The sequence below is a fragment of the Azospirillum thermophilum genome (assembly GCF_003130795.1).
Taxonomy (GTDB): Bacteria; Pseudomonadota; Alphaproteobacteria; order Azospirillales; family Azospirillaceae; genus Azospirillum; species Azospirillum thermophilum.
In genome coordinates this window covers 487,094-510,938 of the sequence record NZ_CP029354.1, presented here as the reverse complement: position 1 = coordinate 510,938, position 23,845 = coordinate 487,094, and the positions used below count along the sequence as shown (strand labels likewise).

Here is a 23,845-nt window from a genome sequence, read left to right as displayed (position 1 = left end):
GATGGCGACCCTCACGCTCGAGAACGTCCGCAAGCGCTTCGCCGGGCAGGACGTGCTCAACGGCATCGATCTGGCGCTGGAGGACGGCGAGCTGCTGGTGCTGCTCGGCCCGTCGGGATGCGGCAAGTCGACCCTGCTGAACCTGATCGCCGGCCTCGACACGGTGAGCGGCGGCGCCATCCGCATCGACGGGCGGCTGATGAACGACGTGCCGCCCAAGGACCGCGACGTCGCCATGGTGTTCCAGTCCTACGCGCTCTACCCCAACATGACGGTGGCGCGGAACATCGGCTTCGGGCTTGAGATGCGCGGCGTGCCGCGGGCCGAGCGGGCGGCGGCGGTGCAGCGGGTCGCCGGCATGCTGCAGATCGACCATCTGCTCGACCGCAAGCCGGCGCAGCTCTCGGGCGGCCAGCGCCAGCGCGTCGCCATGGGCCGCGCCATCATCCGCAACCCGCGCATCTTCCTGTTCGACGAGCCGCTGTCGAACCTCGACGCCAAGCTGCGCGTCGACATGCGCACGGAGATCAAGCGGCTGCACCAGCGGCTGGGCGCCACCATCGTCTACGTCACCCACGACCAGAGCGAGGCGATGACGCTGGCGACCCGCATCGCCGTGCTGAAGGACGGCGTCATCCAGCAGGTCGATCCGCCGCAGCGCGTCTACGAGGAGCCGGCCAACATCTATGTCGCGGGCTTCATCGGGGCGCCGCCGATGAACCTGCTGCCGGCCACCCTGGGGGTGGAGGACGGGCGGCTCGGCGTCATGGTCCGCTGCCTCGCGCACGGCCGCCGGACGGTGCAGTTCCTGCCGCTGGCCGGGCGCTATGCCGACCTTCCCCCGGACGGCGTCGGGCGCGGCGTCGTGCTGGGCCTGCGCCCGGAGGCGATCACCCGCGGCCGCGGCGCCCCGGCGGGCGAGCCGGAAAGCGTGCGCATCGAGTGCCGGGTCAGGGTGCTGGAGCCGACCGGCGCCGACACGCTGACGCACATCGACCTCGGCGACGCCGGCGCCACGGCCCGCGTCAAGCCGGGCGACGCCCCGCCGGAGGGCTCCACCGCCGACTTCGTCATCGACATGCTGCAGGCCAGCCTGTTCGATCCGGAGACCGGGCGGCGACTTTGACAGCAGGGCCGGGCGCGTCGTTGCCACTGGCGGGATCCCCGGCTTTTGGCTAGGGTTCGGCGTCGGTTGTCGCGGTGACGCTGGCGGGAGAGGGCGCGCAGCATGGAAAGGGACCGTCATATCCTGGTCGTCGACGACGACCGCGAGCTGCTCGACCTGCTCCACGATTTCCTGATCAAGAACGGCTTCCGCGTCTCCACCGCCGGCGACGGCGTCGCCATGTTCAACGTCCTCAACCAGCGGGTGATCGACCTGATCATCCTGGACGTCATGCTGCCGGGCGAGGACGGGACCAGCCTGTGCCGCACGCTGCGCACCAAGTCGGACATCCCCGTCATCATGCTGACGGCGGTCAACAGCGAGGTGGACCGCATCGTCGGGCTGGAGGTCGGCGCCGACGACTATCTGGTGAAGCCCTTCAGCCCGCGCGAGCTGCTGGCGCGCATCCGCTCGGTCCTGCGGCGGACCACCCATGCCGAGGCGACGGTGCGGCCGAAGCTGCTGCGCTTCGCCGGCTGGCTGCTCGACGAGGGCCAGCGCGAGCTGCGCTCGCCCGACGGGGTGGTGGTGCATCTCAGCTCCGGCGAGTTCGACCTGCTGAGCACCTTCCTCAGGAACCCGCAGCGGGCGATCGGGCGGGAGGAGCTGCTGGCCCAGCGCAAGGACAGCGTGTCGGCCTTCGACCGCAGCATCGACATCCAGGTCAGCCGGCTGCGCCGCAAGCTGGAGGTCAGCGGCAACGGCGAGCAGCTGATCAAGACGGTGCGCGGCTTCGGCTACCAGTTCACCGTCCCGGTGGAGGAGACGCTGGCCGCCCCCTCCGCCGGGCAGAGGCGCTGACCGGCGTGGCGGCGGGCGCGCTCGCCGACGCGCTGCTGCCGCGGCGCCTGCGCTACCGGATCGCCGCGGTCGCCGCCGCCGTGCTGCTGCTGGTCTTCGCCGCCATGCTGGCGGGGGCCGACCATCTCGGCCGGCGCCAGGCCGACCTGCTGACCGCCGACCGGCTCGGCCCGCAGATCGCCCGCATCCTGCGCGACTGCGAGCGGGCGCTCGCCACCGGCGGGCCGGTGGTGGCGGCCCTGCCGGCGACCGACGGCGAGGCGCTGCAGGCCCGCTGGCAGCCCGGCCCGGAGCCCGGCGTGCCGAAGCGCTGGCGCAGCCTGCCGGTGCCGCTGGCGGGGGAGGGCGGGCCGCGCTCCGCCCTCGTGGCGGTGGATGGCGGGACGGTGCAGGGCTTCACGGCGCCGCTGCCGCGCGACGGCGACCTGGAGACCGGGCTGGCCGCCCTGTCCACCGCGCTGGCGCGCGAGCTGCGGCCGGCCCGGCTGATGTTCGAGCTGTCGGACGGAAGCTGGCTGGAGCTGTCCAGCCCGCGCTACTGGCGGGCCCGCGCCACGCCGGTGGAGATCGGCCTGACGGTGGCGGCGCTGATGGGGGCGGCGCTGGCGCTGGCGCTGTGGTCCGCCGGGCTGCTCGCCCGCCCGGTGGAGCGGCTGGCCGAGGCGGTCGCCCGCTCCAGCGACCCGCTGAAGCCCGAGCCGCTGCCGCGCCAGGGTCCGCAGGAGGTCGCGGCGCTGGCCGACACCATGCACCAGACGCGCGTCGCGCTGTGCGACATGCTGGAGGGGCGCACCCGGCTGCTCGCCGCCATCTCGCACGACCTGCGCTCGCCGGTGACGCGGCTGCGGCTGCGCACGGAGTTCATCGACGACGAGGCGCTGCGCGCCAAGTTCCTGTCCGACCTCGACGACATGCAGGAGATGATCACCTCGATCCTCGATTTCCTGGTCGAGGACGTGATGCGGGAGGAGGTGGAGGTCGTCTCCTTCTCCAGCCTGCTGCAGAGCCTGTGCGACGATTACGCCGACATGGGGATGCCGGTCGATTTCGCCGCCCCGGCGCCGCTGGAGTTCGAGACCGTGCGGACGGTGTTCGGCGGGGCCGGCGGGCGCGTCAGCTTCGAGCAGTACCGCCCGCTGCTGCTGCGCGGCCGGCCGCGCAGCCTGCGCCGGGCCTTCGCCAACCTGATCGAGAATGCGGTGAAGTACGGGGTGTGGGCCGCCGTGTCGGTCCATGCCGACAGCCACGAGGTGGTGGTCGAGATCGTCGACGACGGCCCCGGCATCCCGGAGGACCGCATGGCCGACGTGATGAAGCCCTTCGTCCGGCTGGAGCCGTCGCGCAACCGCCAGACCGGCGGCAGCGGCCTCGGCCTCGCCATCGTCAAGTCGATCATCGACGCGCACCAGGGCCGCATCGAGATGTCGAATTGCCTGCGCGGCGGCCTGCGCGTCCGGGTGACGCTGCCCCGCCTTCTGTAGGGTTACATCCGGGCCGGCGCCGGGGCGGCCGGCTGGTCCGACACGGTGCGCATCGGCGGCGTGCCGGGAACCGGCGCCGGCTGCGGCGGAAGCTGCGAGGCCGGCTTGGGCCGGGAGGCCGCCGGGGTGGTGGCCGGGGCGGGGGCGGGCGGCTCGTCGTAGATGTCCGGATGCACGCGCACCGTCCCGTCGGTGTCGACCGAGGCGGTCCAGTAGACGAAGCGCACGGGGATGGCGTTCGGCAGCCGGACCGTCTTCGTCTCGCCGCTGTCGAGCTGCTGGGTGATCGAGGCGGGGTTGAGCTTGGCGGCGGACAGCAGCGTGTCGGCCATCAGCCGCGCGTCGGCCAGCCGCACGCAGCCGGAGCTGGCCGCCCGCAGGTCGCGGTCGAACAGGCGCGGGTCGTTGGTGCCGTGCAGGAAGATGCCGTCGCCGTTGGTCAGGTTGAAGCGGAAGCGGCCCAGCGCGTTGTCGTCGCCCGGCTTCTGCACGATGCGGATGCGGCCGGGATCGACCGACCACCAGTTCACCGTCTCCGGCACCACCGGGCTGCCGTCGAGATAGACGATGGCGTTCTTGATGCCCGTGTTGCCCTTCTTGCGCAGGACCGGCAGCTTGTCCTCGGTCAGGACGGTGGGCGGCACCGTCCAGGTCGGGTTGATGGTGACGCTGGTGATGCGGTCCTGCAGCAGCGGGGTCTTGCGCGAGGGGCGGCCGACCACGGCGCGCATGGCGAAGGCCGGCTTGCCGCGCTCCACATAGGTGACGGTCTGGCTCGGCAGGTTCACCAGCACGACGGTGTCGGGCATGGCCTGCTGCGCCGAACGCATGGCGGCGGCGGCGCGGCGCATCATGGCGACCGCCTGGGCCGGGGTGCGGTCGAGCGCCTGGCGGGTCACCTCGCCCACCTTGCCGTCGGGCTGCAGCCCCTCGACGATCTGGAAGGCGCGCACCGCCGTCTCGACGCGGTCGTCGAAGCTGTCGGTCCACTGGTCGGGCTGCAGGTAGCCCAGCTCGATCAGGCGGGTCGCCACCCGGCCGACGCGGTCGGCCAGCGGCGAGCGCACGCTGATGACGGCCGGCGGCGCCGGCTCCACCGGGACGGCGGCGAGGACGTCGGCGAGCGGCGAGGGCTCGCCGGCCGCCGGGGCGGCGCCGGGCGGCGGCACCTCGACCGGCGGCACAACCATCTCGATCATCCCGCCGTCGCCCTTCTTCAGGACGGTGCCGTAGCCGACGCGGGTCGCCTTGACCTTGGGCGCCGCCTCGATCTCCGCCGCGCGCTGGTCGAGCCGCGCCGCCCAGGCGGCGATCAGCCCCGGCCCGCCGGCCAGCGGCGCCGGCCGCGCGGCGGCGGGGGTTGCGGGGGCGGGGGGTGTGGGGGCGTGCTTCTTCGCCGGCTCGGGATTGCTCGGTCCGGCGGCCGGCAGACCGCCCGCGGCCTGCGTCCCCGGCTGGGCCGCCGCCAGCGGGGCGTGCAGCGGGACCGCCAGCAGAATGCCGATGAGGCAGCCCGCACGCCCGATGGAAGCAGTACGTCCGAGGATGGAATGCGTGAGGGTCTGCATGGGACCTTATGCCGCGACGGTAACCGGGAATCTCGAGTCGGGCTATCCTTCGACCACGAGTCGCTGCGGTGCAAGCGACATTTGGTGTCACCTGGGCTGTTCGCGCGGCTGTTGCAGCCGTGCATCGCGCGCCGCAGGGAAGGAGAGCCCGTCCCGCCGGTCCCGGGACGCCCGGATGCGCCGGATTACTCCCGGACCGGCCCCGCAACCCCGGTCTGCGCGGCGCCCGCCATTGACCGGAGGGCGTCCGCCGCCTAGCTGATTGGCCCGTCGTTCCCAGCGAAAGCGCCGCAATGACCGTCGAGCTGATCCTGTGCGAGACCTGCCGCCCCTCCGGCCCGCCCGGCGCGGAGGGGGAGCCGCGGCCGGGTGCCCTCCTGGCGGAGAAGGTGCGGGAGGCCTTCGCCGCCGATCCCGAGCTGTCCGCCGTCCGGCTTTCCACCATCCGCTGCCTGATGAGCTGCAAGCGCGCCTGCGCGGTGCATGTCCGCGGTCCCGGCCGCATGGGCTATGTGCTGGGCGACCTGCCGGCGGATGAATCCTCGGTCGAGACGCTGACGGCCTATCTGCGCGCCTACCTGCGCACCGGCGACGGCCAGGTTCCCTTCCGCGAGTGGCCGTCCGGCGTCAGGGGCCGCTTCGTCGCGCGCATCCCGCCGCTTCCCCAGCCGCTGCCCCAGCCGCTGCCCCCGCCATCGAGCCTTTGACAGGCGGCGGCGCGCGGTCCTAGCGTTTTCCCCTCGCGCCGGCGGGCACGGAACCAACGGGCACTGAAGAAGGCAAGCGCCATGACCGAGAGCTTCACCGCATTCGTGATCGAGGACGTCGACGGCAAGCCCAAGGGCGGCTTCAGGAGCCTGACGCTCGCCGATCTGCCGGACCATGACGTGCTGGTCGAGGTCGCCTATTCCACCGTCAACTACAAGGACGGGCTGGCGGTCACCGGCAAGGGCCGGATCGCCCGCAAGCTGCCGATGGTCGCCGGCATCGACCTGTCCGGCACCGTGGTCGAGTCCCGCTCCCCGACTGGAAGCCCGGCGACCGGGTGGTGGTCAACGGCTGGGGCCTGTCGGAGACGCAGTGGGGTGGCTACGGCCGCTTCCAGCGGGTGAAGCCGGAATGGCTGACCCGGCTGCCCGACGCCTTCTCGCTGGAGCAGGCCATGGGCATCGGCACCGCCGGCTATACCGCGTCGCTCTGCGTCGAGGCGCTGGTGAAATGGGGGACCATCGCCCCCGGCGGCAAGGAGGTGCTGGTCACCGGGGCGGCCGGCGGCGTCGGATCGGTCGCCGTCGCCCTGCTGGCCAGGGCGGGCTATCCGGTCACCGCCTCGACCGGGCGGCCGGAGACCCACGAGTATCTCCGCGGCCTCGGCGCCACCGGCTTCATCGACCGAGCCGCCCTGCTGGAGAAGGGGCCGCCGCTGCAGAAGGAACGCTGGGCCGGCGGCGTGGATTCGGTCGGCGGCCTCACGCTGGTCAACGCCCTGTCGCAGACCGTCTGGGGCGGCGCCATCGCCGCCTGCGGACTGGCGGGCTCGTCGGACCTGCCGGGCACCGTGCTGCCGCACATCCTGCGCAGCGTCACGCTGATCGGCATCGATTCCGTCATGGCGCCGGCCGGACGCCGCACCGCCGCGTGGGAGCGGCTGGCCCGCGACCTCGACCCGCGGACGCTCGCGGCGATGTACGAGGTGCAGCCCTTCGAGGCGCTGCCCGACCTCGCCGCGAAGATCCTGGCCGGCCGGATCCGCGGCCGCGTGGTGCTGAAGATCTGACGATCCGGAGATCCGGCGCCGCCCGGCGGGCGGGGGAGGGGACAGGGACGGACGCCGGCAGGCGTGCCCTCCCGAGTCTCTCCCCTTCCGGCCATGCGCCCCGCCTGTTCCTCTCCCGTTCGTCCTTGCACCGTCCGCGGCGAGTGGAGTTGCCCTCCTGCGCCGGTTCGCCGCAGTCGCCGGCAGTCGAACCGCAGAATTTCCCCCGTGCAGTCCTCGTCCGGACAGCCTGGGCGATCGGCCACTACTACGAATTTGTGGATAGAAACCCTACGGGTAATGTTTCGTTAACCTTTGCCGCCCGAGAGTGGGGGCGCTTTCGCTCTCCGCCCGCCCCGGTGCCCACCCTTATGACGACGGACGTCGCCCGCTTCCTCGGCTTTGCCTTCGCCAACGCGGACGTGTTGGTCGAGGTGGACGGGCGCGGCATGATCGGCTTCGCCGCCGGGGCGCTGCACAGCCTGCTCGGCCTGCGCGAGGAGGAGGTGCTGGGCCAGTCGCTCGACATGCTGATCGCGCCGTGCGACCGCGGGCTGGTGCGCCGCCTGCTGCACACCATCGGGGCCAACATGCGGCTGGAGCCGCGGGCGGTCACGCTGCACAGCGGGCTGACCGGGGTGCGGGCCATGCTGTCCGGCTACCGGCTCGGCCGCTCGCCCAACGTGCAGCTGACCCTGACCCGCGCCGGCAGCGCGGTGCCGGCCTCCATGCTGGCGCGCGACCAGGAGACCGGGCTGCTGGACGCCGAGACCTTCCAGATGAAGCTCGGCGAGCGGTTCGGGCTGGACGTGCAGATGGGCGCGCCGAAGCTCACCCTGCTCAAGATCGCCGATTTCGGCGAGGTGAAGTCGCGGCTCGGCCCCGACCTGACGATGCGGCTTCTGGCGGAGGTCGGGGCGCTGCTGCGCCTGCACGCCACCGACGACACCATGGCGACCCGGCTGGGCGAGGACCGGTTCGGGGTGGTCCACGGCGCCGGGGTCAACGGCGCGACGCTGGCGGCGGAGATCACGGCGTCGGGCGCGCAGCTCGACCCGCAGGGGCCGCGGCTGCGGGCCGACAACCTGACGCTGGACATGGAGCCGCCGGGGCTGAGCGCGGAGGATGCCGGCCGCGTCCTGATGTTCACGGTGAAGAGCTTCGCCGAGGACGCGGTCTCCTTCGACGTCGCCACCATGCATGACGCGGTGAGGATGCTGGTGGACCAGACGGTGTCGCGGGTGACGACGCTGCGCAGCACCCTGTCGGACGACCGGCTGCGGCTGCAGTTCCAGCCGATCGTCTCGCTCGCCACGCGCGGCCTGCACCATTACGAGGCGCTGGCCCGCTTTCCCGGCGGCGCGCCCGGCCCGACCATCGCCTTCGCCGAGCAGCTCGGCATCGTCCACGACGTCGACCTGCTGGTCTGCGAGAAGGCGCTGGAGCTGCTGGCCGCCGCCCGCGGCGACCCGTCCCTGCAGATCGCCGTCAACATGTCGGCCGCCTCGCTGGGCAGCGACCTGTTCGTCGCTTCCTTCCAGCGGCTGGTGGCGCGCGACCCGACGCTGCGCTCGCGCCTGCTGGTGGAGATCACGGAATCCACGGGCCTGTCCGACCTGCCGCGCGCCGCCCGCATCCTGGAGGAGTTCCGCCGGTCCGGGCACCGCATCTGCCTCGACGATTTCGGGGCGGGGGCGGCGTCCTTCCCCTATATCCAGGCGCTGCCGGTCGATTTCGTGAAGATCGACGGCAGCTACGTGAAGCGGCTGGGCGGCAGCCCGCGCGACGACGCCATCCTGCGGGCGATGGTCGGGCTGTGCCGCGAGGTGCGCGTCCAGGTGATCGCCGAGATGGTGGAGACCGGCGACCAGGCGGCCCAGCTCGCCGCCTGGGGGTTCGAGCTGGCGCAGGGCTATTTCTTCGGCCGGCCGGCCGACGCGCCGGACTACCAGCCGCCGAACCCGGCGGCGGCCGTCGCCCGGCGCCGCGCCGCCCAGGACGGCCGGCGCCCGGCCTGAAGCGGGCGCAGCCTTCGCGGGAGGCGAAGGCAGGCTGCGGCGAATCCAGCTTGTGACGCTTTGCCGCGGCAGGCAAGCTGGTGGGCACACGCCGATGGGCAGAGGCGACCGCCGCCGCCCCGCCACAGGAGGTTCCCGCGATGTTGAGGACCGGCTCCGCCCCGCAGCCATTCCCCTGGCTGGAGTCCGTCGCCCTGCTGCTGGCCCTGCTGACCCTGCTGGCGGTGATCGACGCCCACCGGCCGGTGCCGGGCAGCGATGCGCCGAAGGAGCTGCCGCTGGAGGCGATGCTGAGCGACCTGCCGGCGCCGCGGCCGGCCGCTGGTTCGGCCTCTCGTTCGGCCTCTCGTTCGGCAGCCCTGGCGGATCCGGACCGGCTGCTGGGCGCCGACTGACCGGGCGCGTCACCCGGGCTTCGGGCGGTCGGCCGGCAGCAGCAGCGCCGCAAGCGTCGCCAGCGCTCCGCCGACGCCGAGCAGGGCGAAGCTCCAGCCCCAGCCGGCGGCGTCCCGCCCCGCCGCGTCGAGCACCAGCCCGACCGCGAGCGGCGCCAGCCCGCCGGCCCCGAAGCCGAGGATGGAGCGCACCGCCAGCGCCGCCCCCAGGCTGCCGGGCTCCACCGATTCCGTCATCGCGGTGGACAGCACCGGCGAATCGCCCAGTGCCGAGAAGCCGTAGAGGGCGCCCAGCGCCAGCACCAGCCCGATCGGTCCGCCCAGCGTCCAGCCGATGGTGAAGGAGCAGGCGGCCCCCAGCAACCCCATGGCGGCCAGCACCGCCCGCCGCCCCAGCCGGTCCGACGCCCGCCCCATGGTGAAGGAGGAGAGGCAGCCGGACAGGTGGATGGCGGCGGCGATCCACAACCCCTGGACGGCCGCGCCGCTCCCCGCCAGCGCCATGCCGAGGAAGGCGGGCAGCCAGGCCCACATGCCCAGCAGCTCCCAGCAATGGGCGGTGTAGCCGGCGGTCAGCAGGGCGGAGCGGCGGTCGGCGAGGACGCGCAGCGAGGCGCCCCGGCCGCGCGGGCTGCGCAAGCTCGTCAGGTTGGGGCGGCCGCGCAGCGCGACGCTCGCCGCCAGCGCCGCCGCCACCGGGCCGGCGGCACAGGCGAGGAAGGCGGCCCGGTAGCCCAGCGCCTCCCCCAGGCCGGCGGCCAGCGCGATGGAGGCGAAATAGCCGAGCGAGCCGGCGGCCAGCAGCCAGCCCACCGCCGCGCCGCGCCGGGCCGGCGGCACCCCCTGCGCCACCAGCATGATCGCCGTGCCGTAGGTGCCGCCCTGCGCCAGCCCCAGCAGGGCGAACAGCGCCAGCCCGCTGCCGTAGGAGCGGGCGAACAGCGCGAAGGCGATGCCCGCCGCCCCGGTCAGCCAGCCCGACCACAGGAACACCCGCTTCGCCCCCGCCGTGTCGGCCAGCCAGGAGGACAGAACCAGCGACAGCGCGTAGGCGAGGTTGAAGGCGGTCTGCACCGATCCCGCCTGCCCGGCCGACAGCTCCCACGCCCGCATCACCGGGGCGAGCGCGCCGGCATACATCATGAAGGCGAGCGAGGCGCCGAACCGGCTGGCGCACAGCAGGAACAGCCACAGGGGAAAGCGGGGGGCGGGCGGCGCGGTCATCGGGACAGCATCCACGGCCCCGCTGCCGGGTCAATGCACTTTCGACGGGCGGCGACTACCGCCATGGTCATACTTATGGATGTCTTTCGTGCAGCCGGGAGGGGAGAAACCGGACGATCCTGCACCTTTGGGCCGGTTTACACGACGCCCATTGGTTGTGCAGTGTTAAAGGCCGCCCTCTTTCCCGCCACCACCGATGACCGACCCGCAGAAGACGTCCGATCCACAGACAGCCGCCGGAACGGCCGCCCTTCTGCAGAGGATAGAGGCGCTGGAGGCCGAGAACGCGGCGCTGCGGGCGACGCTGGCGGAACGGGAGGACGACGGGCTGACCGTCAGGGCGCTGAACGACGACCTGCGCGCCGTCAACGGCGACCTGGAGGAGAGCCGCCGCGCCCTTGCCGAGAGCGAGCGCCGGCTGCGCGCGGTGTTCAACAGCGCGACCGACCATGCCATCCTGACCGTCGACCGCCAGGGCCGGCTGACGAGTTGGAACCCCGGCGCCGGCCGCATCCTGGGCTGGGAGGCCGAGGCCATCCGCGGCCTGCACCTGGAGGTCATCTACCCGCCCGAGGACCGCGCCGCCGGCCGGCCTGCCCGCGCGGTCGAGGCGGCGCTCGCCGCCGGCCACTGCCGGGAGGAACGCTGGTACCAGCGCCGCGACGGCAGCCGGTTCTGGGGCGCCGCCACGCTGGTGCCGCTGCGCGACGAGGACATGGAAGGCTTCCTCTGCATCCTGCGCGACCTCAGCCGCGAGCGCGAGAGCGAGGAGGCGGCGCGCGCCTCGCACGCCCGCACGGTGGAGATCCTGGAGAGCACCAGCGACGCCTTCTACGCGGTGGACCACGAGTTCCGCTTCACCTACGTCAACCACAAGGCGGAAGAGCTGTGGGGCAGGCGGCGCGAGGATCTGCTGGGCCGCATCTATCCGGAGATTTTCCCCCAGATCGTCGGCAGCGAGGCCTTCGAGGCCCACCTGACCGCGGCGCGCGAGCGCCGGCCGGTGACGGTGGAGACGCTGTCGCCCATCCTGCAGCAGTGGATCGAGGCGCGCATCCATCCCAGCGGCCCCGGCGGCACCGGCCTCGCCGTCTACTTCCGCGACGTCACCGAGCGGCGCACCGCCCAGCAGGCCCTGCTGCGCGCCAAGGAGGAGGCGGAGCGCGCCAACCTCGCCAAGTCGAAATTCCTCGCCGCGGCCAGCCACGACCTGCGCCAGCCGCTGCAATCGCTGCTGCTGTTCGTCGACGTGCTGAAGCCGCACGTGATCGGGCCGCGCGGGCACAACGCGCTGACCCATCTCGGCCGCGGCCTCGACGCGCTGAAGGACCTGCTGGACAGCCTGCTCGACATCTCGCGGCTGGACGCCGACATCGTCGAACCGGTGATCGAGGATTTCCCGATCCGCCCGCTGATGGAGCACATCGCCGCCGCCTACCAGCCGGTCGCCGCGGCCAAGGGCCTTCTGCTGCTCGTCTCCTGCCCGCCGGTGTCGGTGCGCAGCGACCGCACCCTGCTGACGCGCATGGTGCGCAACCTGATCGAGAACGCGCTGCGCTACACCGAGGCCGGCCGCATCGAGGTGGAGGCCCGGTGCATTGCCGAGGGGTCTTCCGGCGGGCACTCTGCCGGCGGGCGGTTGCGCATCGAGGTGCGCGACACCGGCATCGGCATCCCGCCCGACCATCTCGACCGCATCTGGGAGGAGTTCCATCAGGTCGGCAACCAGGAACGCGACCGCAACCGCGGCCTCGGCCTCGGGCTCGCGATCGTCAAGCGGCTGTCCGGCCTGCTCGACCATCCGGTGGAGGTGCGCTCGGCCGTCGGCCGCGGCGCCTGCTTCGGCATCGAGCTGCCGCTGGGCGAGCGCCCGGCCCGCGCCGAGCCCGCCGCCGCCGCCCAGGCGCCCGGCGTCGGCCGCTTCGCCGTGCTGGTGGACGACGACGCCATCGTGCTGCTGGGGCTGGAGACCATCTTCAAGGAGTGGGGCTACGAGGTACTGGTCGCCGGCTCCACCGACCGGGCGCTGGACGGGCTGCGCAAGGCCAGCAAGCGCCCGGACATCGTGGTGGCCGACTACCGCCTGCGCGACGGCCGCTTCGGCACCGAGGCCGTCTCGCGCATCCGCGACCTGTACGAGGAGGCGATCCCCGGCGTCATCCTGACCGGCGAGACCGGCCCGGACTGCGAACGCGACGCCGCCGCCCATGGCCTGGGCATCATCCACAAGCCGGTCACCCCGCGGCAGTTGAGCCAGGCGCTGGGCCGGCTGTTCGGACCGGCCTGAGGAGGGGGGCGCCCCTCACCGCCCCCGCAGGAAGGCGGTGAGCTGTTCGCCGGCCCGTTCGATGTGCTGCACCACGGCGGCGCAGGCGGCGTCGGCGTCGCCGGCGCGGCAGGCGGCCAGCAGGGTGCGGTGGTCGTCCTGGGAGCGCGGGTTGTAGCCGAGCGCCCCGCACTGGAAGCGCAGGTAGCGGTCCGCCGCCGCCAGATGCTGCTCCACCAGCCCCAGCAGCCGCGGCTTGTCCGCCCGCGCGTAGAGCGTCATGTGGAAGCGGCGGTTCAGCTCCCCCAGCCGGCCGGGATCGTCGACGCTGTCCATCTCGGCCAGCAGCTCCCCGGCCAGCGCGAAATCCTCCGCGCCGAGATGGGGCAGGGACAGGCGCAGCGCCGCCGGCTCCAGCGCCGCGCGGATGGCGCCGATGTCGGCCGAATCCTCCGCCGAGATCTCCGCCGCCACCGCGCCGCGGTGGGGATGGAACTCGACCAGCGCCCGCGCCTCCAACTGGCGCAGCGCCTCGCGGACCGGCATCCGGCTCATGCCGAACAGGGCGGCCAGATCCTCCTGCCGCAGCGGCGCGCCGGCCGGGATGGTGCCGTTGAGGATCGCCTCGCGCAGCACCGCCTCGACGAACTCGGTGGCCGTGCGGAAGCGCGGGCGCACCCGCTCGATCACCGGGGCGAGGTCGAAGGGCTTGGTCGTCGGCACGGCTGGCTTCACCGGAAAGGGCCTCGCTGCAGGACGTGTTCCCTGGGCAGGGGTGTTCACTGAAGGGTTGCGCGGATATTGGATCCAATATAAGAGGGTGGACGAACAATGTCCATCACCCCGCGCAGCAGGGTCGCGCCCATGAGCAGCTCCATCCCTCCCTCGTCCGCGCCGCCGGCCGGCGGCCTGTCGGTCCAGGCGATGTCCACCGGCGTGATCGCCGCCCTCGTCGGCTATGCCAGCTCCGTCGCCGTGGTGGTGCAGGGGCTGGCCGGGGTCGGGGCCGATCCGCGGCAGCTCGCCTCCGGGCTGCTGGCGCTGGGGGTGGCGATGGGGCTGCCGGCGCTCTGGCTGTCCTGGCGCACGCGGATGCCGGTCAGCATCGTGTGGACGACGCCGGGCCTCGCCCTGCTCGCCGCCACCGGGCCGGTCGCCGGGGGCTTCCCGGCGGCGGTCGGCGCCTTCGTCCTGGTCGGGCTGCTGATCATGGTGGCGGGGCTGTGGACCCCGCTCGGCCGCTGGGTGATGGCGATCCCCAAGCCGCTGGCGAGCGCCATGCTGGCGGGCATCCTGATGAAGCTGTGCCTCGCCCCCTTCCTCGCCATGGGCAAGGCGCCGGGGGTGCTTCTTCTTCTGCTGGCCACCTGGGTGCTGGTCGGGCGCGTCGCCAAGCTCTACGCCGTGCCGGCGGCGGTCGTGGTGGCGCTCGCCGCCATGGCGCTGGACGGCAGCGGCGGCGCGGCCGTCTCCGGCATGGCGCTGCCGGACCTCGCGGTCGTCACCCCCGTCTTCACCTGGGAGGCGGTGGTCGGCATCGCGCTGCCGCTGTTCATCGTCACCATGGCCTCGCAGAACATCCCCGGCCTGACGGTGCTGGCGACCTACGGCTACGAGCCGCCGGTGCGCGGCATCTTCCTGCTGACCGGGGCGGTGTCGGCGCTGGCCGCCCCCTTCGGCGCGCCGACCATCAATCTGGCGGCCATCACCGCGGCGCTGTGCGCCGGTGCCGACGCCGATCCGCGGCCGGAGCGGCGCTGGCAGGCGGCGGCCACCGCGGGGGTCGGTTACGTGCTGCTGGCGGGGCTGGCCGGGGTGACGGCGACGCTGGTCATCCACTCGCCCCCCGTCCTGATCGAGGCGGTCGCCGGCCTTGCCCTGATCGGCGCCTTCGGCGGTGCGCTGATGGGCGCCGTCCAGCAGGAGGAGGCGCGGGGACCGGCCATGGTGACGCTGCTGGTCACCGCGTCGGGCCTGTCCTTCTTCGGCATCGGCTCTGCGTTCTGGGGGCTGGTGCTCGGCGGAGTCATGCATTTTCTGCATAGCCGGAGCTTCGCTCTGCGGCCCGCCGCGGCGGCGAATTGAGCCGCCCCCCTCTTTTCGCCCGCCGCCCGCCGCCCCATCTTCCGGGAAGGTGAAACTGCACAGCGTGCTTCATGCCCACCCGCCTCAGCAGAGGCAGCGCCGCGATCCTCCCGGTCGGCGGCGCCGATAGGACCGACAAGGGTGCCGGAGGTTTCCGTCCGGCTGGCGACCCCCTCACATCGCTGCGGCACAGGATCGACCCTGCCGCCCTTCGCCTGCCCATGAGCCCGTCATCGTCCCCCCGGAGGGCCTTCCGCCCGGATCGGTCCGGTTCCGGCAGATGAACCCGCGCGTCCGCCCCTGACGGCGGATCGGCCCCGCGACGCGATGCCGCGCGGCCAACGGTTCCTCTCCTGTCCTGTCCTCCCAAGCGGAGTCCCATGCCTACCGTCACGGCCCCGGGGGCCGACAAAACCCCGGATCTCGTCTTCGCGAAACTCCAGTCCCCGTCCGACCTGCTTCAGTTCGAAATCGAGGAGCACCAGCTCGACTGGTTCGTTCCGCTGCCGGACATCGCCGACGAGCTGGCCGCGCACCGCGACCGGCTGGGCTTCGTCCTGCAGGCCGGCGGCGAGAAGGTCGGCTTCTTCGTGGTGACCCGCGACCTGCGGGACCGCAGCTGCTGGTGGCTCAGCTATTTCCTGCTGGACCGCCGCCGGCAGGGCCGCGGCTACGGCAAGGCCGCCTTCCGCGCCATCCTGACCCATCTCGCCAACCGCGAGGGCTGCCGCCGCATCCGGCTGCAGGTGACGCCGGGCAACGACAAGGCCCGCGCGCTCTATCTGCGTGCCGGCTTCGACGAGACCGGCCTGGTCGCCGGCGACGGCGACGACATCCTGGAACTGGCGCTGGACGCCGGCACGGGCTGGATCGCCGGGGACGAGGCCGGCAGCCTGCTGTCGCTCGCCCACCGGACCGGCCGCAGCCTCGGCCATCACGACGGCCGTGGGGCGCCGACGCGCCATTTCCCCGGACGACGCCGGGCGGAGGCCCTGGCGACGGCCGGGCCGCCGCTGCAGTAGCGGCGCTTGGTCCGGTCGGACGGGCGGTCGGACGGGCGGTCAGGCCGGCAGCGGCTCGCCGTCCAGGAGCGGGGTATCCGACAGCAGGGCGGCGAAGTGGTTGGCCGGACGCTGCGGCATGGCGTCGAAGACGAGCTGTTCCGGCTCGCGGGTCAGGCGGATCCGGGTCGATCCCGGCTCCTGCTCGACGAAGCTGTCGAAATGCGTGAAGTTGGACGTCGCGAGGTCGAGGACCGGCTCGTGCGAGGCTTCCAGGCTGTCCTTGAAGCCCACGGCGGTGCCCAGGCCGACCATATGCTCGACGATGCGGCGGAACAGCTTGGGCATGATGACCGCCTCGTCCGTCACCGCCGACAGGGAGGTCGCATCGAACCCCGCCGTGGTGACGTCCCGGTCATGGATGCCGAGACGCGCCGCCCGCGCCTGCCGCGTCGCCGCGGTCAGCGCGTCGCGCAGGTCGGCGAACAGGCCCGTGTAGAAGGTCGGGTAGGCCAGCCCCTCGGCCAGGGCCAGATGGTTGTAGCTCTCGCGCAGCCGGGCGACGTCCAGGAAGAGGTCGCTGCCGTCCTGCTCCGGCGGGTCGCCGGCGAAGACGAAGGCGATGGGGCGGCCGAACTTGTCGACGGCGCGGCTGACGATGTGGCCTGCGGTCCCGTCGCGGGCCGCGACGACGTTCATGTCGCTGCGGTCCCACCGGACGTCGGTGATGCCGGCGAACTCCAGCAGACGGGCACGGGCGGCCCTGGCGAGGTCCTTCGGCTGGCCGAAGGTCCCGCCGCCGGCCGCGGAATAGTGGGTCTCCAGCGTGTCGATCGCCTCGATGCGGAGCTGGACGTCGCCGCGGCGGTTGATCCGGGCGCGCGGTCCGGACAGGCTGCCGAGCAGCTCCGGGTCGTTGGGGCGGAACCGGAGGGAATCCCCGTCCGGCGAGTAGTTCACGGCCTGGAATGTCCCTGCGATGACCCGGAACGGCATGGTCGCCCCCTCCCGTCAAGGAATTGCCGCGTCATACGGATGTATGACCGGCGGGACCGGCCTCGCCGTCGCCGGATCGTCCTGGGCATGACTTGCCGGGGCGTCTCCGGGTGCTGTTCTGGTTCGCCGCCCATTTGCGGGGCTTGCCGGTAATGTTCCCGGACCTACTGTAGGGTGCGCAGATGACGGCGTGATGACAAGGAGGCACGCGCAAAAGCGGCAGGCCGGCCACTGCCGCTCGCGGACGCTCCCGGCCGCCCGACCATCCGTGCCCGCCTACGCGGCGTGGACATGGGGGTGGGGGTGGGGGTGGCCGGCGCCCTGGGGCCGGAAGATCGGGGCCGGCCGCTCGAAGTCGGTCGGGAAGGACTGCTCCGCCGCCGCGCGGTAATAGGCCAGCGTGTAGAGCCGCGCCGCGCTGGCCAGGGACGACTTGCCGCGACGCATGTCGAGGTGCGTCAGCAGGCCGTTGAGATCCGTTCCCTCGCGGCGGGCGATATCCTCGAGCGCGTCCCAGATCTGCGTCTCCAGACGCATGCTGGTGCGCCGGCCATTGACCCTCACGTTGCGGAATTCCAAGGCTGCCTCCATCGCTTGCTGCACATCAGGATGTGCATGCGGAGGCTTGCGCGCAGTGAACTGCTTCACACCGCAACGCGTGGTGAGGGGTCGTTATGCCGTGGCGAACATTTCGGCCACCGCCTCGACCGCGGCGGCGGCATAGGGGCGGATGCGCGGCGGGATCTGCGACGGATTGATCCCCGGGCCGAGGATGCCGACGCCGACCGGCTTCATGAATTCGAGCTGCAGGTTGATCAGGCTGCCGATCACGGCATGGCCCATGACGTTGCCGTGCTCGGTCTCGCCGCGCTCGATGATGCCCAGCGCCACCGCGCCGCCGACGTCCGGGCGCTGCAGCAGCCGCTTGATCGCCAGCGGCTTTTCCATGGAGCCGGGGACCCACACCTCGGCCACGATGCCGATCTGGCGGCGCGCCGCGACGGCGCGGGCCTCGTCCAGCATCTCCTCCACCTCGCGCCGATGAAAGCGCCCGAGCACGATGCCGATGGTGTTCACCCTCTGCCACTCCCTCGATCTGGAACCGGTTGGCCCTGTTTGCCTGCCGGAACGTCCGGCGGCGCACAGGGTGTCGCCCCCGGCGGCAAAGCGCAAGGGGCAAGGCGGACGGCGGACGGAAAGTTCGCGCGGCGCCGGAAAATCGATACTTCGCGCACCTATAGAAGAAATCAAAGGTTCAAGAGCTGCCGCCCGGCTTCTGCATGATTTCGTATCGGCTTGCCTGCCGGATGGGCATTACCAGTCCTAGAAACCGGAAGGGAGGCGGCAGTGGCGGTATCGCCAGGAAGGTGCGGCGTCTATCGCCGGCGGGACGCGGGAGGGAACACGCCGCGTCGCCCTGTCTCAGCTTGATGCAATTTGGAACAATTTCATGCAACCGGTCTTGCCGCGCCTGTTGGATAATCCATGTCTAAACAAACTGCGGCTGTCGGCCGGTCCCGCTGCCGGGGGCGGGCCAGGACCGTGCCAGGACCGGACGGATGTTGAAGGGGACCATCGAATACGCGCCGTCGACCTTCGAGGAGCGGGGGGCCGCCGTGGCCTTCACCACCCCTCTGCTGTCGCAGACGCGGGTCCGCAAGGGCGAGCGCTCCCGGCTGGAGGTGCTGATCCCCAGCCTGTCCGAGGGGCTCGGCATCTATGTCGTGCCGTGGAAGGCGGTGCCGGACATGGTGCCGATGACCATGCACGACCGCTACCTGCACGAGCTGATCGTGAAGGAGGACGCCTGCTCGCCGCACGAGATCCGCCGGGTGACGATGAAGGTCGCCCGCCGCGGCCTCGCCGGGCCGAAGGCCGCCCAGGCCGCCCGCGCGGCGCTGGAGGAGGACGACGAGCAGCGGACCCTGACCAACTACCTGCTGATCCTCGCCATCCTGAAGGCGGCGGGCATGACCTCGCCCGACATGCTGGCCACCGACCTCGACACCGACGAGGGGCAGCGGCGCACGCGCGACCTGATGACGCGCGCCGCGACCAGCCTGCGGCTGGCGCCGTCGGTGCTGTACGCCCGTCTGTCGGAGCTGGCGGAGGTGGTGGCCCCGGTCGGGCTCTACCAGTCGCCCAAGCCGGGCCGGCTGCTGCGCGTGTTCAACGAGCTGAAGGGCTTCCGCGATTCGGTCGACGAGTGGGCGAAGGAGACCTACAGCGACGCCTCGCCGGTCGCCAGCTTCTGCGCGGAGGTGGCGCAGCACACCATCGACATCGGCGACGGCGTGCTGAAGGCGTTCCACGGCCGCATCGACGCCATGGGCCGTCTGATGCGGCACTGGGACGGCGAGCTGGCGGAGGTGCGGAGCCACGCCATCCGCATGTCCTGGCTGCTCGACGGCTGGGACTATGTGATCAACGCCTGGGACGCCTCGCTGGCGCAGGACCGCCAGCAGCAGACCCTGACGGTGCACGAGCTGTTCCGCATCATCCCGCTGGTCCCGCGCGAGGAATCCAGCCGCGACCTGAACGGCGAGGCGCAGAAGCTGCAGGCCGTCCACCGCCGCTCCGTCCGCATGCTGGAGGACTGGCGCACCGGCCGCATGGATCTGGAGGCGATCCGGCGGATCGAGACGGTCAAGGCGCGCGCCGCATGAGCCGGCCGGACGATCTCCTCCCCGGGCTGGAGGGCCGGCTGTTCGACATTCCGGACGAGAAGTTCGCCGAGGTGGTGCGGCTGCTGGAGCGGGTGCGCGACCATCCGGACATCCGCCAGACGCTCGACCGCATCCGGCCGCGGCTGGTCCAGGTCCGCCCGGACCGCCGCCTGACGCTGAAACGCGTGCTGTGCATGCCCTTCGAGGACGTGCTGGAGACCTTCGGCGGGGTGGACGTGCCGCTCGGCCGGATCGAGCGGCGGGTGATCGAGCCGGTCTGGGACACCGTCAGGGAGGCGATGGACCCCCACGCCTTCGACCAGTTCGACCGCCAGGTGCGCGAGATGCCGCCCGGCAGCCGCAACGGGGCGGCCAATGTCGGGCGCAAGCTGTGGCCGATGGCCGCCGAGGCGCTGCGCGGCGCCCTGCAGCGGGACGCCGGCCGCCAGTTGATGTGGCGCCGCTTCCAGGGCGACGAGGCGCTGTGGCGGCAGGCGCTGGACGTCGCCGCCTTCCTGGAGGTCGGGCCGGTCCTGGAATCGCTGAAGGCCGACCTGTCGCCCAAGCTGGTGCCGGTGCTGGAGCCGCCGCACATCGCGGCGATCGAGCAGGCCGCCCAGGCGGCGGCGCGGCAGGCGACGAGCGCGGTCTATTACGTGCTGCTGGTCGCGGCCTCCCGTCTCGCCACCCCGGCCGACCTGCTGACGGTGCTGCACGACCTCGACCTCGGGCGGGCAAGGAAGGAGCAGCCGGTGCTGTTCGCGCAACTGAGCGGTCTGGTGGTGAGCAATCTGGAGGAGCGCACCGCCCGCTTCGACCCCGGCACGTCGGACGCCGTGGCCTCGCCGGAGGCGGCCATCGCCATCGCCGAGCGGCTGATCGCCAGCGTCGACACCACCAACGCCGTCATGGACCTGCTGGCCGAGCCGATGTACCGCGAGCGGCTGGACGCCGTGAAGGCGGCGGTGCGCGACATGGTCTCGGCCTCCGTGCTCGACACCGCCCCCGGCGGCATCCTCGCCGCCGTGCCGCCGCCGGCCGGGGCGGGCGTCCCCGTGGTGGACGAGGAGGCGCAGTCCGCCGCCGAGGACCACGCCCGCGCGCTTCGCCGCTGCGAGGCGCTGGCGGAGTCGCTGGGGCTGCAGAAGCCGCTGGACGACACGGTCAAGGCGATGACCGGCGACCTCGCCCGGCGCGCCCAGGCCCTGCTGGACGACTATCCCCGCAGTGCCGGCAGCCGCGACGCGGCGGACGCGGCGGAGCTGAACCTGTTCTACGCGCTGCGCCTGCTGGAGCTGGTCGCCGGCCCGGCCAAGGCGGAGCAGCTCCGCCAGGCCATCCTCGCCACCATCGGCGAGATGGACATGGAGGAGTAGGGGCGCCGCTCACCCCGCGACCAGCTCCTCCAGCCGGTAGCCGGCGATGCGGTCGATCTCCTGCAGGGCGCGGGCGAACTCCGCCTCCGGCTCGTTGGCGACGCGCTCGCGCATCGCCTGCAGGATCTGCTGCTTGGTGCTGTGGCGCACCGCCATGATGAAGGGGAAGCCGAAGCGCGCCCGATAGGCGCGGTTCAGGGCGCGCTGCTCCTCCGCCTCCGCCCCGGTCAGCTCGTCCAGCCCGGCGCGGGCCTGCTCGGTCTGCGAGAAGGCGGTCAGGTTGGCCGCCCGCGCCTTGCGGTCGGCCAGGTCGGGATGGGCGAGGATCAGGGCGCGCTGCCGCTCCCGTCCCGCCGTCCGCACCGCCCCGGCCAGCGCCGCCCGCAGGGCCGCGGCGTCGGCGAAGGGTCGGGCCTCCCAGGCCGCCTCCGCCACCCAGGGGCTGTCCTCGTAGACCGCGCCGAAGGCGGCGACGAAGGCGGCGCGGTCCATCGCGTTGACGGCGTCGAGGCCGTGGGCGGGGCGGTCGGGCATGGGCGGGGCTCCTCAGGCGGCCGGGGCCGGGTGGCTGGCGATCCAGTGGCGGGCGATGTCGAGGCGGGTGGCCACCCACACCTTGTCGTGGCCGCGCACATAGTCGAGGAAGCGGGCCAGCGCCGCGGCGCGTCCCGGACGCCCGACCAGCCGGCAATGCAGCCCGACCGACAGCATCCGGGGCTGCGTCGCCCCCTCCGCATAGAGCAGGTCGAAGCTGTCCTTCAGGTAGGCGAAGAACTGGTCGCCGGAGTTGAAGCCCTGCGACGTGGCGAAGCGCATGTCGTTGGCGTCCAGCGTGTAGGGCACGATGAGCTGCGGGCGGCCGTGGCTGAGGTCCCAGTAGGGCAGCTCGTCGGCGTAGGAGTCGGCGTTGTAGACGAAGCCGCCCTCCTCGGCGACCAGCCGCCAGGTGTTGGGGCTGCAGCGGCCGAGATACCAGCCGAGCGGCCGGCTGCCGGTGACGGCGGTGTGGACCTCGATGGCGCGCATCATGTGCTCGCGCTCCACCTCCGCCGGCAGGTGCTGGTAGTCGATCCAGCGCCAGCCGTGGGTGGCGATCTCCCAGCCGGCGGCCAGCATCGCCTCGACCGCCGCCGGGTTGCGCTCCAGCGCCATGGCGACGCCGTAGACGGTCACCGGCATCTGCCGCTCGGTGAACATCCGGTGCAGCCGCCAGAAGCCGACGCGCGAGCCGTACTCGTAGATCGACTCCATGTTCATGTGGCGGGCGCCGGGGATCGGCTGGGCGCCGACGATCTCCGACAGGAAGGCTTCCGAGGCGGCGTCGCCGTGCAGGACGCAGTTCTCGCCGCCCTCCTCGTAGTTGATGACGAACTGCACCGCCACCCGCGCGCCCCCCGGCCAGTTGGCCTGCGGCGGGGTGGCGCCATAGCCGATCATGTCGCGCGGGTAGGATGCGGTCATCGAGGAATCTCCCAGGGCCGGGGCCGGACTGCCTTGCGCAACGCTAGCCAAAGCGTGCCTTGGCATCAACGGGCCGGGCGGTTCAGACAGTTTCCGGTTTTTCAGGGGTCGCCATCCTGGCGCGGACGGGGTACGCTCCCGGTTTCCCGAGGCCAAGCCTTTGGCCGCAAGAGGAAATCCGGCCCGAAGGGGAATTCCGCCATGGGGCATGCATCATGGGCCGCCTGACGACCCACGTTCTCGACATCGCCGCCGGCCGTCCCGCCGCCGGCCTGCGCATCACCCTGACCTCGCTCGACGGCGGCGCCGTGCTCGGCCGCTTCGTCACCAACGCGGACGGGCGGCTCGACGCGCCGGCCCTGGAGGGCGAGGCCTTCGCGGCCGGGCGCTATGAGCTGCTGTTCGCCGTCGGCGACTACTTCCGCGCCCGCGGCGTCACCGGCGACGGCATCGCCTTCCTGGAGGAGGTGCCGATCCGCTTCGGCATCGCCGACCCCGCCCAGCACTACCACGTGCCCCTGCTGGTCTCCCCCTGGGCCTTCTCGACCTACCGGGGAAGCTGAGCCGCCGTCATGGCCCTGCTGGAGAACATGCGCATCTTCGTGCGGGTGGTCGATCTCGGCAGCCTGTCGGCGGCCGGGCGGAACCTGCGCATGTCGCCGGCGATGGTCAGCCACCGCATCCAGCAGCTCGAGACCCATCTCGGCGTGCGGCTGCTGAACCGGACGACCCGCCAGCTCCAGCCGACCGAGACCGGCCTCACCTTCTACCAGGGCTGCCTGGAGGTGCTGGAGGCGGTGGAGCGCGCCCGGTCCAGCATCGCCGCCGAATCGGGCGTGCCTTCGGGCAGCCTCCGCGTCACCGCCCCGCTGGGCTTCGGCCGCAGCCTGCTCGCCCCGCTGGTGCCGGAGTTCTGCGCCACCTATCCGCTGGTGGAGGTGCGGCTGCGCCTGTCCGACCATCTGCTCGACCTGCTGCGGGAGGGGGTGGACGTGGCGCTGCGCATGGCGGACCTGAAGGACTCCAGCTTCGTCGTGCGCAAGATCGCCGACCTGCGCCGGGTTCTCGTGGCCTCCCCCGCCTATCTGGAGGCGCGCGGCCGCCCGCGCGAGCCGGCCGACCTCGCCGCGCACAACTGCCTGCTGCTGCGCTTTCCCGGCACGCAGCAGCACCAGTGGACGCTGATCGACCGGGCCGGCGAGGCGGTGAAGCTGCCGGTGGCGGGCCGCTACGACGCCGACGACGGCGACGTGCTGACCGGCTGGGTGCTGGCCGGGCAGGGCATCGCGCTGAAGCCGCTGTGGGAGGTGGCGGAGCCGCTGGCCCGCGGCGCGCTGGAACTGGTGCTGCCCGACTTCCGGCCGGAGCCGGTGACGCTGGCCGTCCTCTATCCCCACCGCGCCCTGGTGCCGGCCAAGGTGCGGGCCTTCGCCGACTATCTGGTGCCGCGCATCCGCGCCTCGCTCGACGCCATCTCGCCCGACGCGATGCTGTAGCCGGCATCCGGCCGGCGGGATCCGCGCCCTTTCACCCTGGCCGAAGCCGGATCATGCTGTGGCGCGTTCAGTCCATGGCCCGACGATGGT

At 72.5% G+C, this 23,845-nt stretch carries 23 protein-coding genes; 15 read left to right on the top strand and 8 right to left on the bottom strand.

Translation table 11 applies throughout. The features are described 5' to 3' along the window. Position 1 precedes the first annotated feature (1 nt). The 3 genes from DEW08_RS20505 to DEW08_RS20495 all read left to right on the top strand — a co-directional run bounded on the left by DEW08_RS20505 (position 2) and on the right by DEW08_RS20495 (position 3,447). Positions 2-1,126, top strand: coding sequence for an ABC transporter ATP-binding protein (locus tag DEW08_RS20505; RefSeq protein WP_109330744.1), 1,125 nt, complete (start codon positions 2-4; stop codon positions 1,124-1,126). A gap of 102 nt (positions 1,127-1,228) precedes the next feature. Further along, on the top strand, positions 1,229-1,966 hold the full coding sequence (locus tag DEW08_RS20500) for a response regulator (protein WP_109330742.1): 738 nt from the start codon (positions 1,229-1,231) through the stop codon (positions 1,964-1,966). 5 nt (positions 1,967-1,971) lie between these two features. After that, positions 1,972-3,447 carry an ATP-binding protein gene (locus DEW08_RS20495; protein WP_245986723.1) on the top strand — a complete coding sequence of 492 codons (1,476 nt, stop codon included), beginning with the start codon at positions 1,972-1,974 and terminating at the stop codon, positions 3,445-3,447. 2 nt (positions 3,448-3,449) lie between these two features. Here DEW08_RS20495 and DEW08_RS20490 read toward each other — a convergent pair whose 3' ends face one another. Beyond that, entirely contained in the window at positions 3,450-5,015 is a 1,566-nt protein-coding gene (locus DEW08_RS20490) for a L,D-transpeptidase family protein (RefSeq protein WP_211107248.1), read from the bottom strand. A gap of 293 nt (positions 5,016-5,308) precedes the next feature. Between DEW08_RS20490 and DEW08_RS20485 the strand changes: the two genes are divergently transcribed. From DEW08_RS20485 to DEW08_RS20470, 5 genes are all read left to right on the top strand, one after another. Further along, entirely contained in the window at positions 5,309-5,722 is a 414-nt protein-coding gene (locus DEW08_RS20485) for a DUF1636 domain-containing protein (RefSeq protein WP_109330740.1), read from the top strand. Positions 5,723-5,803: 81 nt separating this feature from the next. After that, the gene (locus DEW08_RS33560; protein ID WP_342760781.1) at positions 5,804-6,127 is read left to right on the top strand and encodes an alcohol dehydrogenase catalytic domain-containing protein; all 324 of its coding nucleotides are present in this window, start codon (positions 5,804-5,806) and stop codon (positions 6,125-6,127) included. Further along, a complete protein-coding gene (locus DEW08_RS20480; protein WP_342760780.1) occupies positions 6,064-6,792 on the top strand; it encodes a zinc-binding dehydrogenase in 729 nt (242 codons plus the stop codon). Before DEW08_RS33560 ends, DEW08_RS20480 begins: the two co-directional genes overlap by 64 nt. A gap of 350 nt (positions 6,793-7,142) precedes the next feature. Beyond that, positions 7,143-8,789, top strand: a complete 1,647-nt coding sequence (locus DEW08_RS20475) for an EAL domain-containing protein (RefSeq protein ID WP_109330738.1) — start codon at positions 7,143-7,145, stop codon at positions 8,787-8,789. Positions 8,790-8,929: 140 nt separating this feature from the next. Continuing rightward, the gene (locus DEW08_RS20470) at positions 8,930-9,184 is read left to right on the top strand and encodes a hypothetical protein (protein ID WP_109330736.1); all 255 of its coding nucleotides are present in this window, start codon (positions 8,930-8,932) and stop codon (positions 9,182-9,184) included. A gap of 9 nt (positions 9,185-9,193) precedes the next feature. Here the strand turns inward: DEW08_RS20470 and DEW08_RS20465 are convergent, their stop codons facing one another. Further along, positions 9,194-10,408, bottom strand: a complete 1,215-nt coding sequence (locus tag DEW08_RS20465) for an MFS transporter (RefSeq protein ID WP_109330734.1) — start codon at positions 10,406-10,408, stop codon at positions 9,194-9,196. A gap of 196 nt (positions 10,409-10,604) precedes the next feature. Here DEW08_RS20465 and DEW08_RS20460 point away from each other — a divergent pair, with 196 nt between their 5' ends. Continuing rightward, the gene (locus tag DEW08_RS20460) at positions 10,605-12,695 is read left to right on the top strand and encodes a PAS domain-containing hybrid sensor histidine kinase/response regulator (protein WP_109330732.1); all 2,091 of its coding nucleotides are present in this window, start codon (positions 10,605-10,607) and stop codon (positions 12,693-12,695) included. 15 nt (positions 12,696-12,710) lie between these two features. Here the strand turns inward: DEW08_RS20460 and DEW08_RS20455 are convergent, their stop codons facing one another. After that, positions 12,711-13,397, bottom strand: coding sequence for a GntR family transcriptional regulator (locus tag DEW08_RS20455; protein WP_109330954.1), 687 nt, complete (start codon positions 13,395-13,397; stop codon positions 12,711-12,713). Between the two features lie 141 nt (positions 13,398-13,538). Between DEW08_RS20455 and DEW08_RS20450 the strand changes: the two genes are divergently transcribed. Further along, positions 13,539-14,759 carry a benzoate/H(+) symporter BenE family transporter gene (locus tag DEW08_RS20450; protein ID WP_181449459.1) on the top strand — a complete coding sequence of 407 codons (1,221 nt, stop codon included), beginning with the start codon at positions 13,539-13,541 and terminating at the stop codon, positions 14,757-14,759. 380 nt (positions 14,760-15,139) lie between these two features. After that, positions 15,140-15,781, top strand: a complete 642-nt coding sequence (locus DEW08_RS20445) for a GNAT family N-acetyltransferase (protein WP_109330730.1) — start codon at positions 15,140-15,142, stop codon at positions 15,779-15,781. Positions 15,782-15,820: 39 nt separating this feature from the next. On the opposite strand, the gene DEW08_RS20440 is transcribed toward DEW08_RS20445, so the two are convergent. The 3 genes from DEW08_RS20440 to DEW08_RS20430 all read right to left on the bottom strand — a co-directional run bounded on the left by DEW08_RS20440 (position 15,821) and on the right by DEW08_RS20430 (position 17,833). Continuing rightward, complete coding sequence (locus DEW08_RS20440; protein WP_109330728.1) at positions 15,821-16,756, bottom strand: nuclease; 936 nt, start codon at positions 16,754-16,756, stop codon at positions 15,821-15,823. A 276-nt stretch (positions 16,757-17,032) separates the two neighbouring features. Next, on the bottom strand, positions 17,033-17,335 hold the full coding sequence (locus tag DEW08_RS20435) for a ribbon-helix-helix domain-containing protein (protein WP_168220446.1): 303 nt from the start codon (positions 17,333-17,335) through the stop codon (positions 17,033-17,035). A gap of 93 nt (positions 17,336-17,428) precedes the next feature. Then, positions 17,429-17,833 carry a 6,7-dimethyl-8-ribityllumazine synthase gene (locus DEW08_RS20430; RefSeq protein WP_109330723.1) on the bottom strand — a complete coding sequence of 135 codons (405 nt, stop codon included), beginning with the start codon at positions 17,831-17,833 and terminating at the stop codon, positions 17,429-17,431. Between the two features lie 482 nt (positions 17,834-18,315). On the opposite strand from DEW08_RS20430, the gene DEW08_RS20425 reads away from it, so the two are divergent. Then, positions 18,316-19,422 carry a hypothetical protein gene (locus tag DEW08_RS20425; RefSeq protein ID WP_109330721.1) on the top strand — a complete coding sequence of 369 codons (1,107 nt, stop codon included), beginning with the start codon at positions 18,316-18,318 and terminating at the stop codon, positions 19,420-19,422. Beyond that, entirely contained in the window at positions 19,419-20,798 is a 1,380-nt protein-coding gene (locus DEW08_RS20420) for a hypothetical protein (RefSeq protein ID WP_109330718.1), read from the top strand. Before DEW08_RS20425 ends, DEW08_RS20420 begins: the two co-directional genes overlap by 4 nt. Positions 20,799-20,807: 9 nt before the next feature. Here the strand turns inward: DEW08_RS20420 and uraD are convergent, their stop codons facing one another. After that, positions 20,808-21,332 (bottom strand): 2-oxo-4-hydroxy-4-carboxy-5-ureidoimidazoline decarboxylase, encoded by a 525-nt coding sequence (gene uraD / locus DEW08_RS20415; RefSeq protein WP_109330716.1) that lies wholly within the window; start codon positions 21,330-21,332, stop codon positions 20,808-20,810. A gap of 12 nt (positions 21,333-21,344) precedes the next feature. Then, positions 21,345-22,259 carry an allantoinase PuuE gene (gene puuE, locus DEW08_RS20410; protein ID WP_109330714.1) on the bottom strand — a complete coding sequence of 305 codons (915 nt, stop codon included), beginning with the start codon at positions 22,257-22,259 and terminating at the stop codon, positions 21,345-21,347. 215 nt (positions 22,260-22,474) lie between these two features. Here puuE and uraH point away from each other — a divergent pair, with 215 nt between their 5' ends. Both uraH and DEW08_RS20400 read left to right on the top strand, forming a co-directional pair. After that, the gene (gene uraH, locus DEW08_RS20405; protein ID WP_109330712.1) at positions 22,475-22,822 is read left to right on the top strand and encodes a hydroxyisourate hydrolase; all 348 of its coding nucleotides are present in this window, start codon (positions 22,475-22,477) and stop codon (positions 22,820-22,822) included. 9 nt (positions 22,823-22,831) lie between these two features. Then, a complete protein-coding gene (locus tag DEW08_RS20400) occupies positions 22,832-23,755 on the top strand; it encodes a LysR family transcriptional regulator (RefSeq protein WP_109330709.1) in 924 nt (307 codons plus the stop codon). The last annotated feature ends 90 nt before the right edge of the window (positions 23,756-23,845 follow it).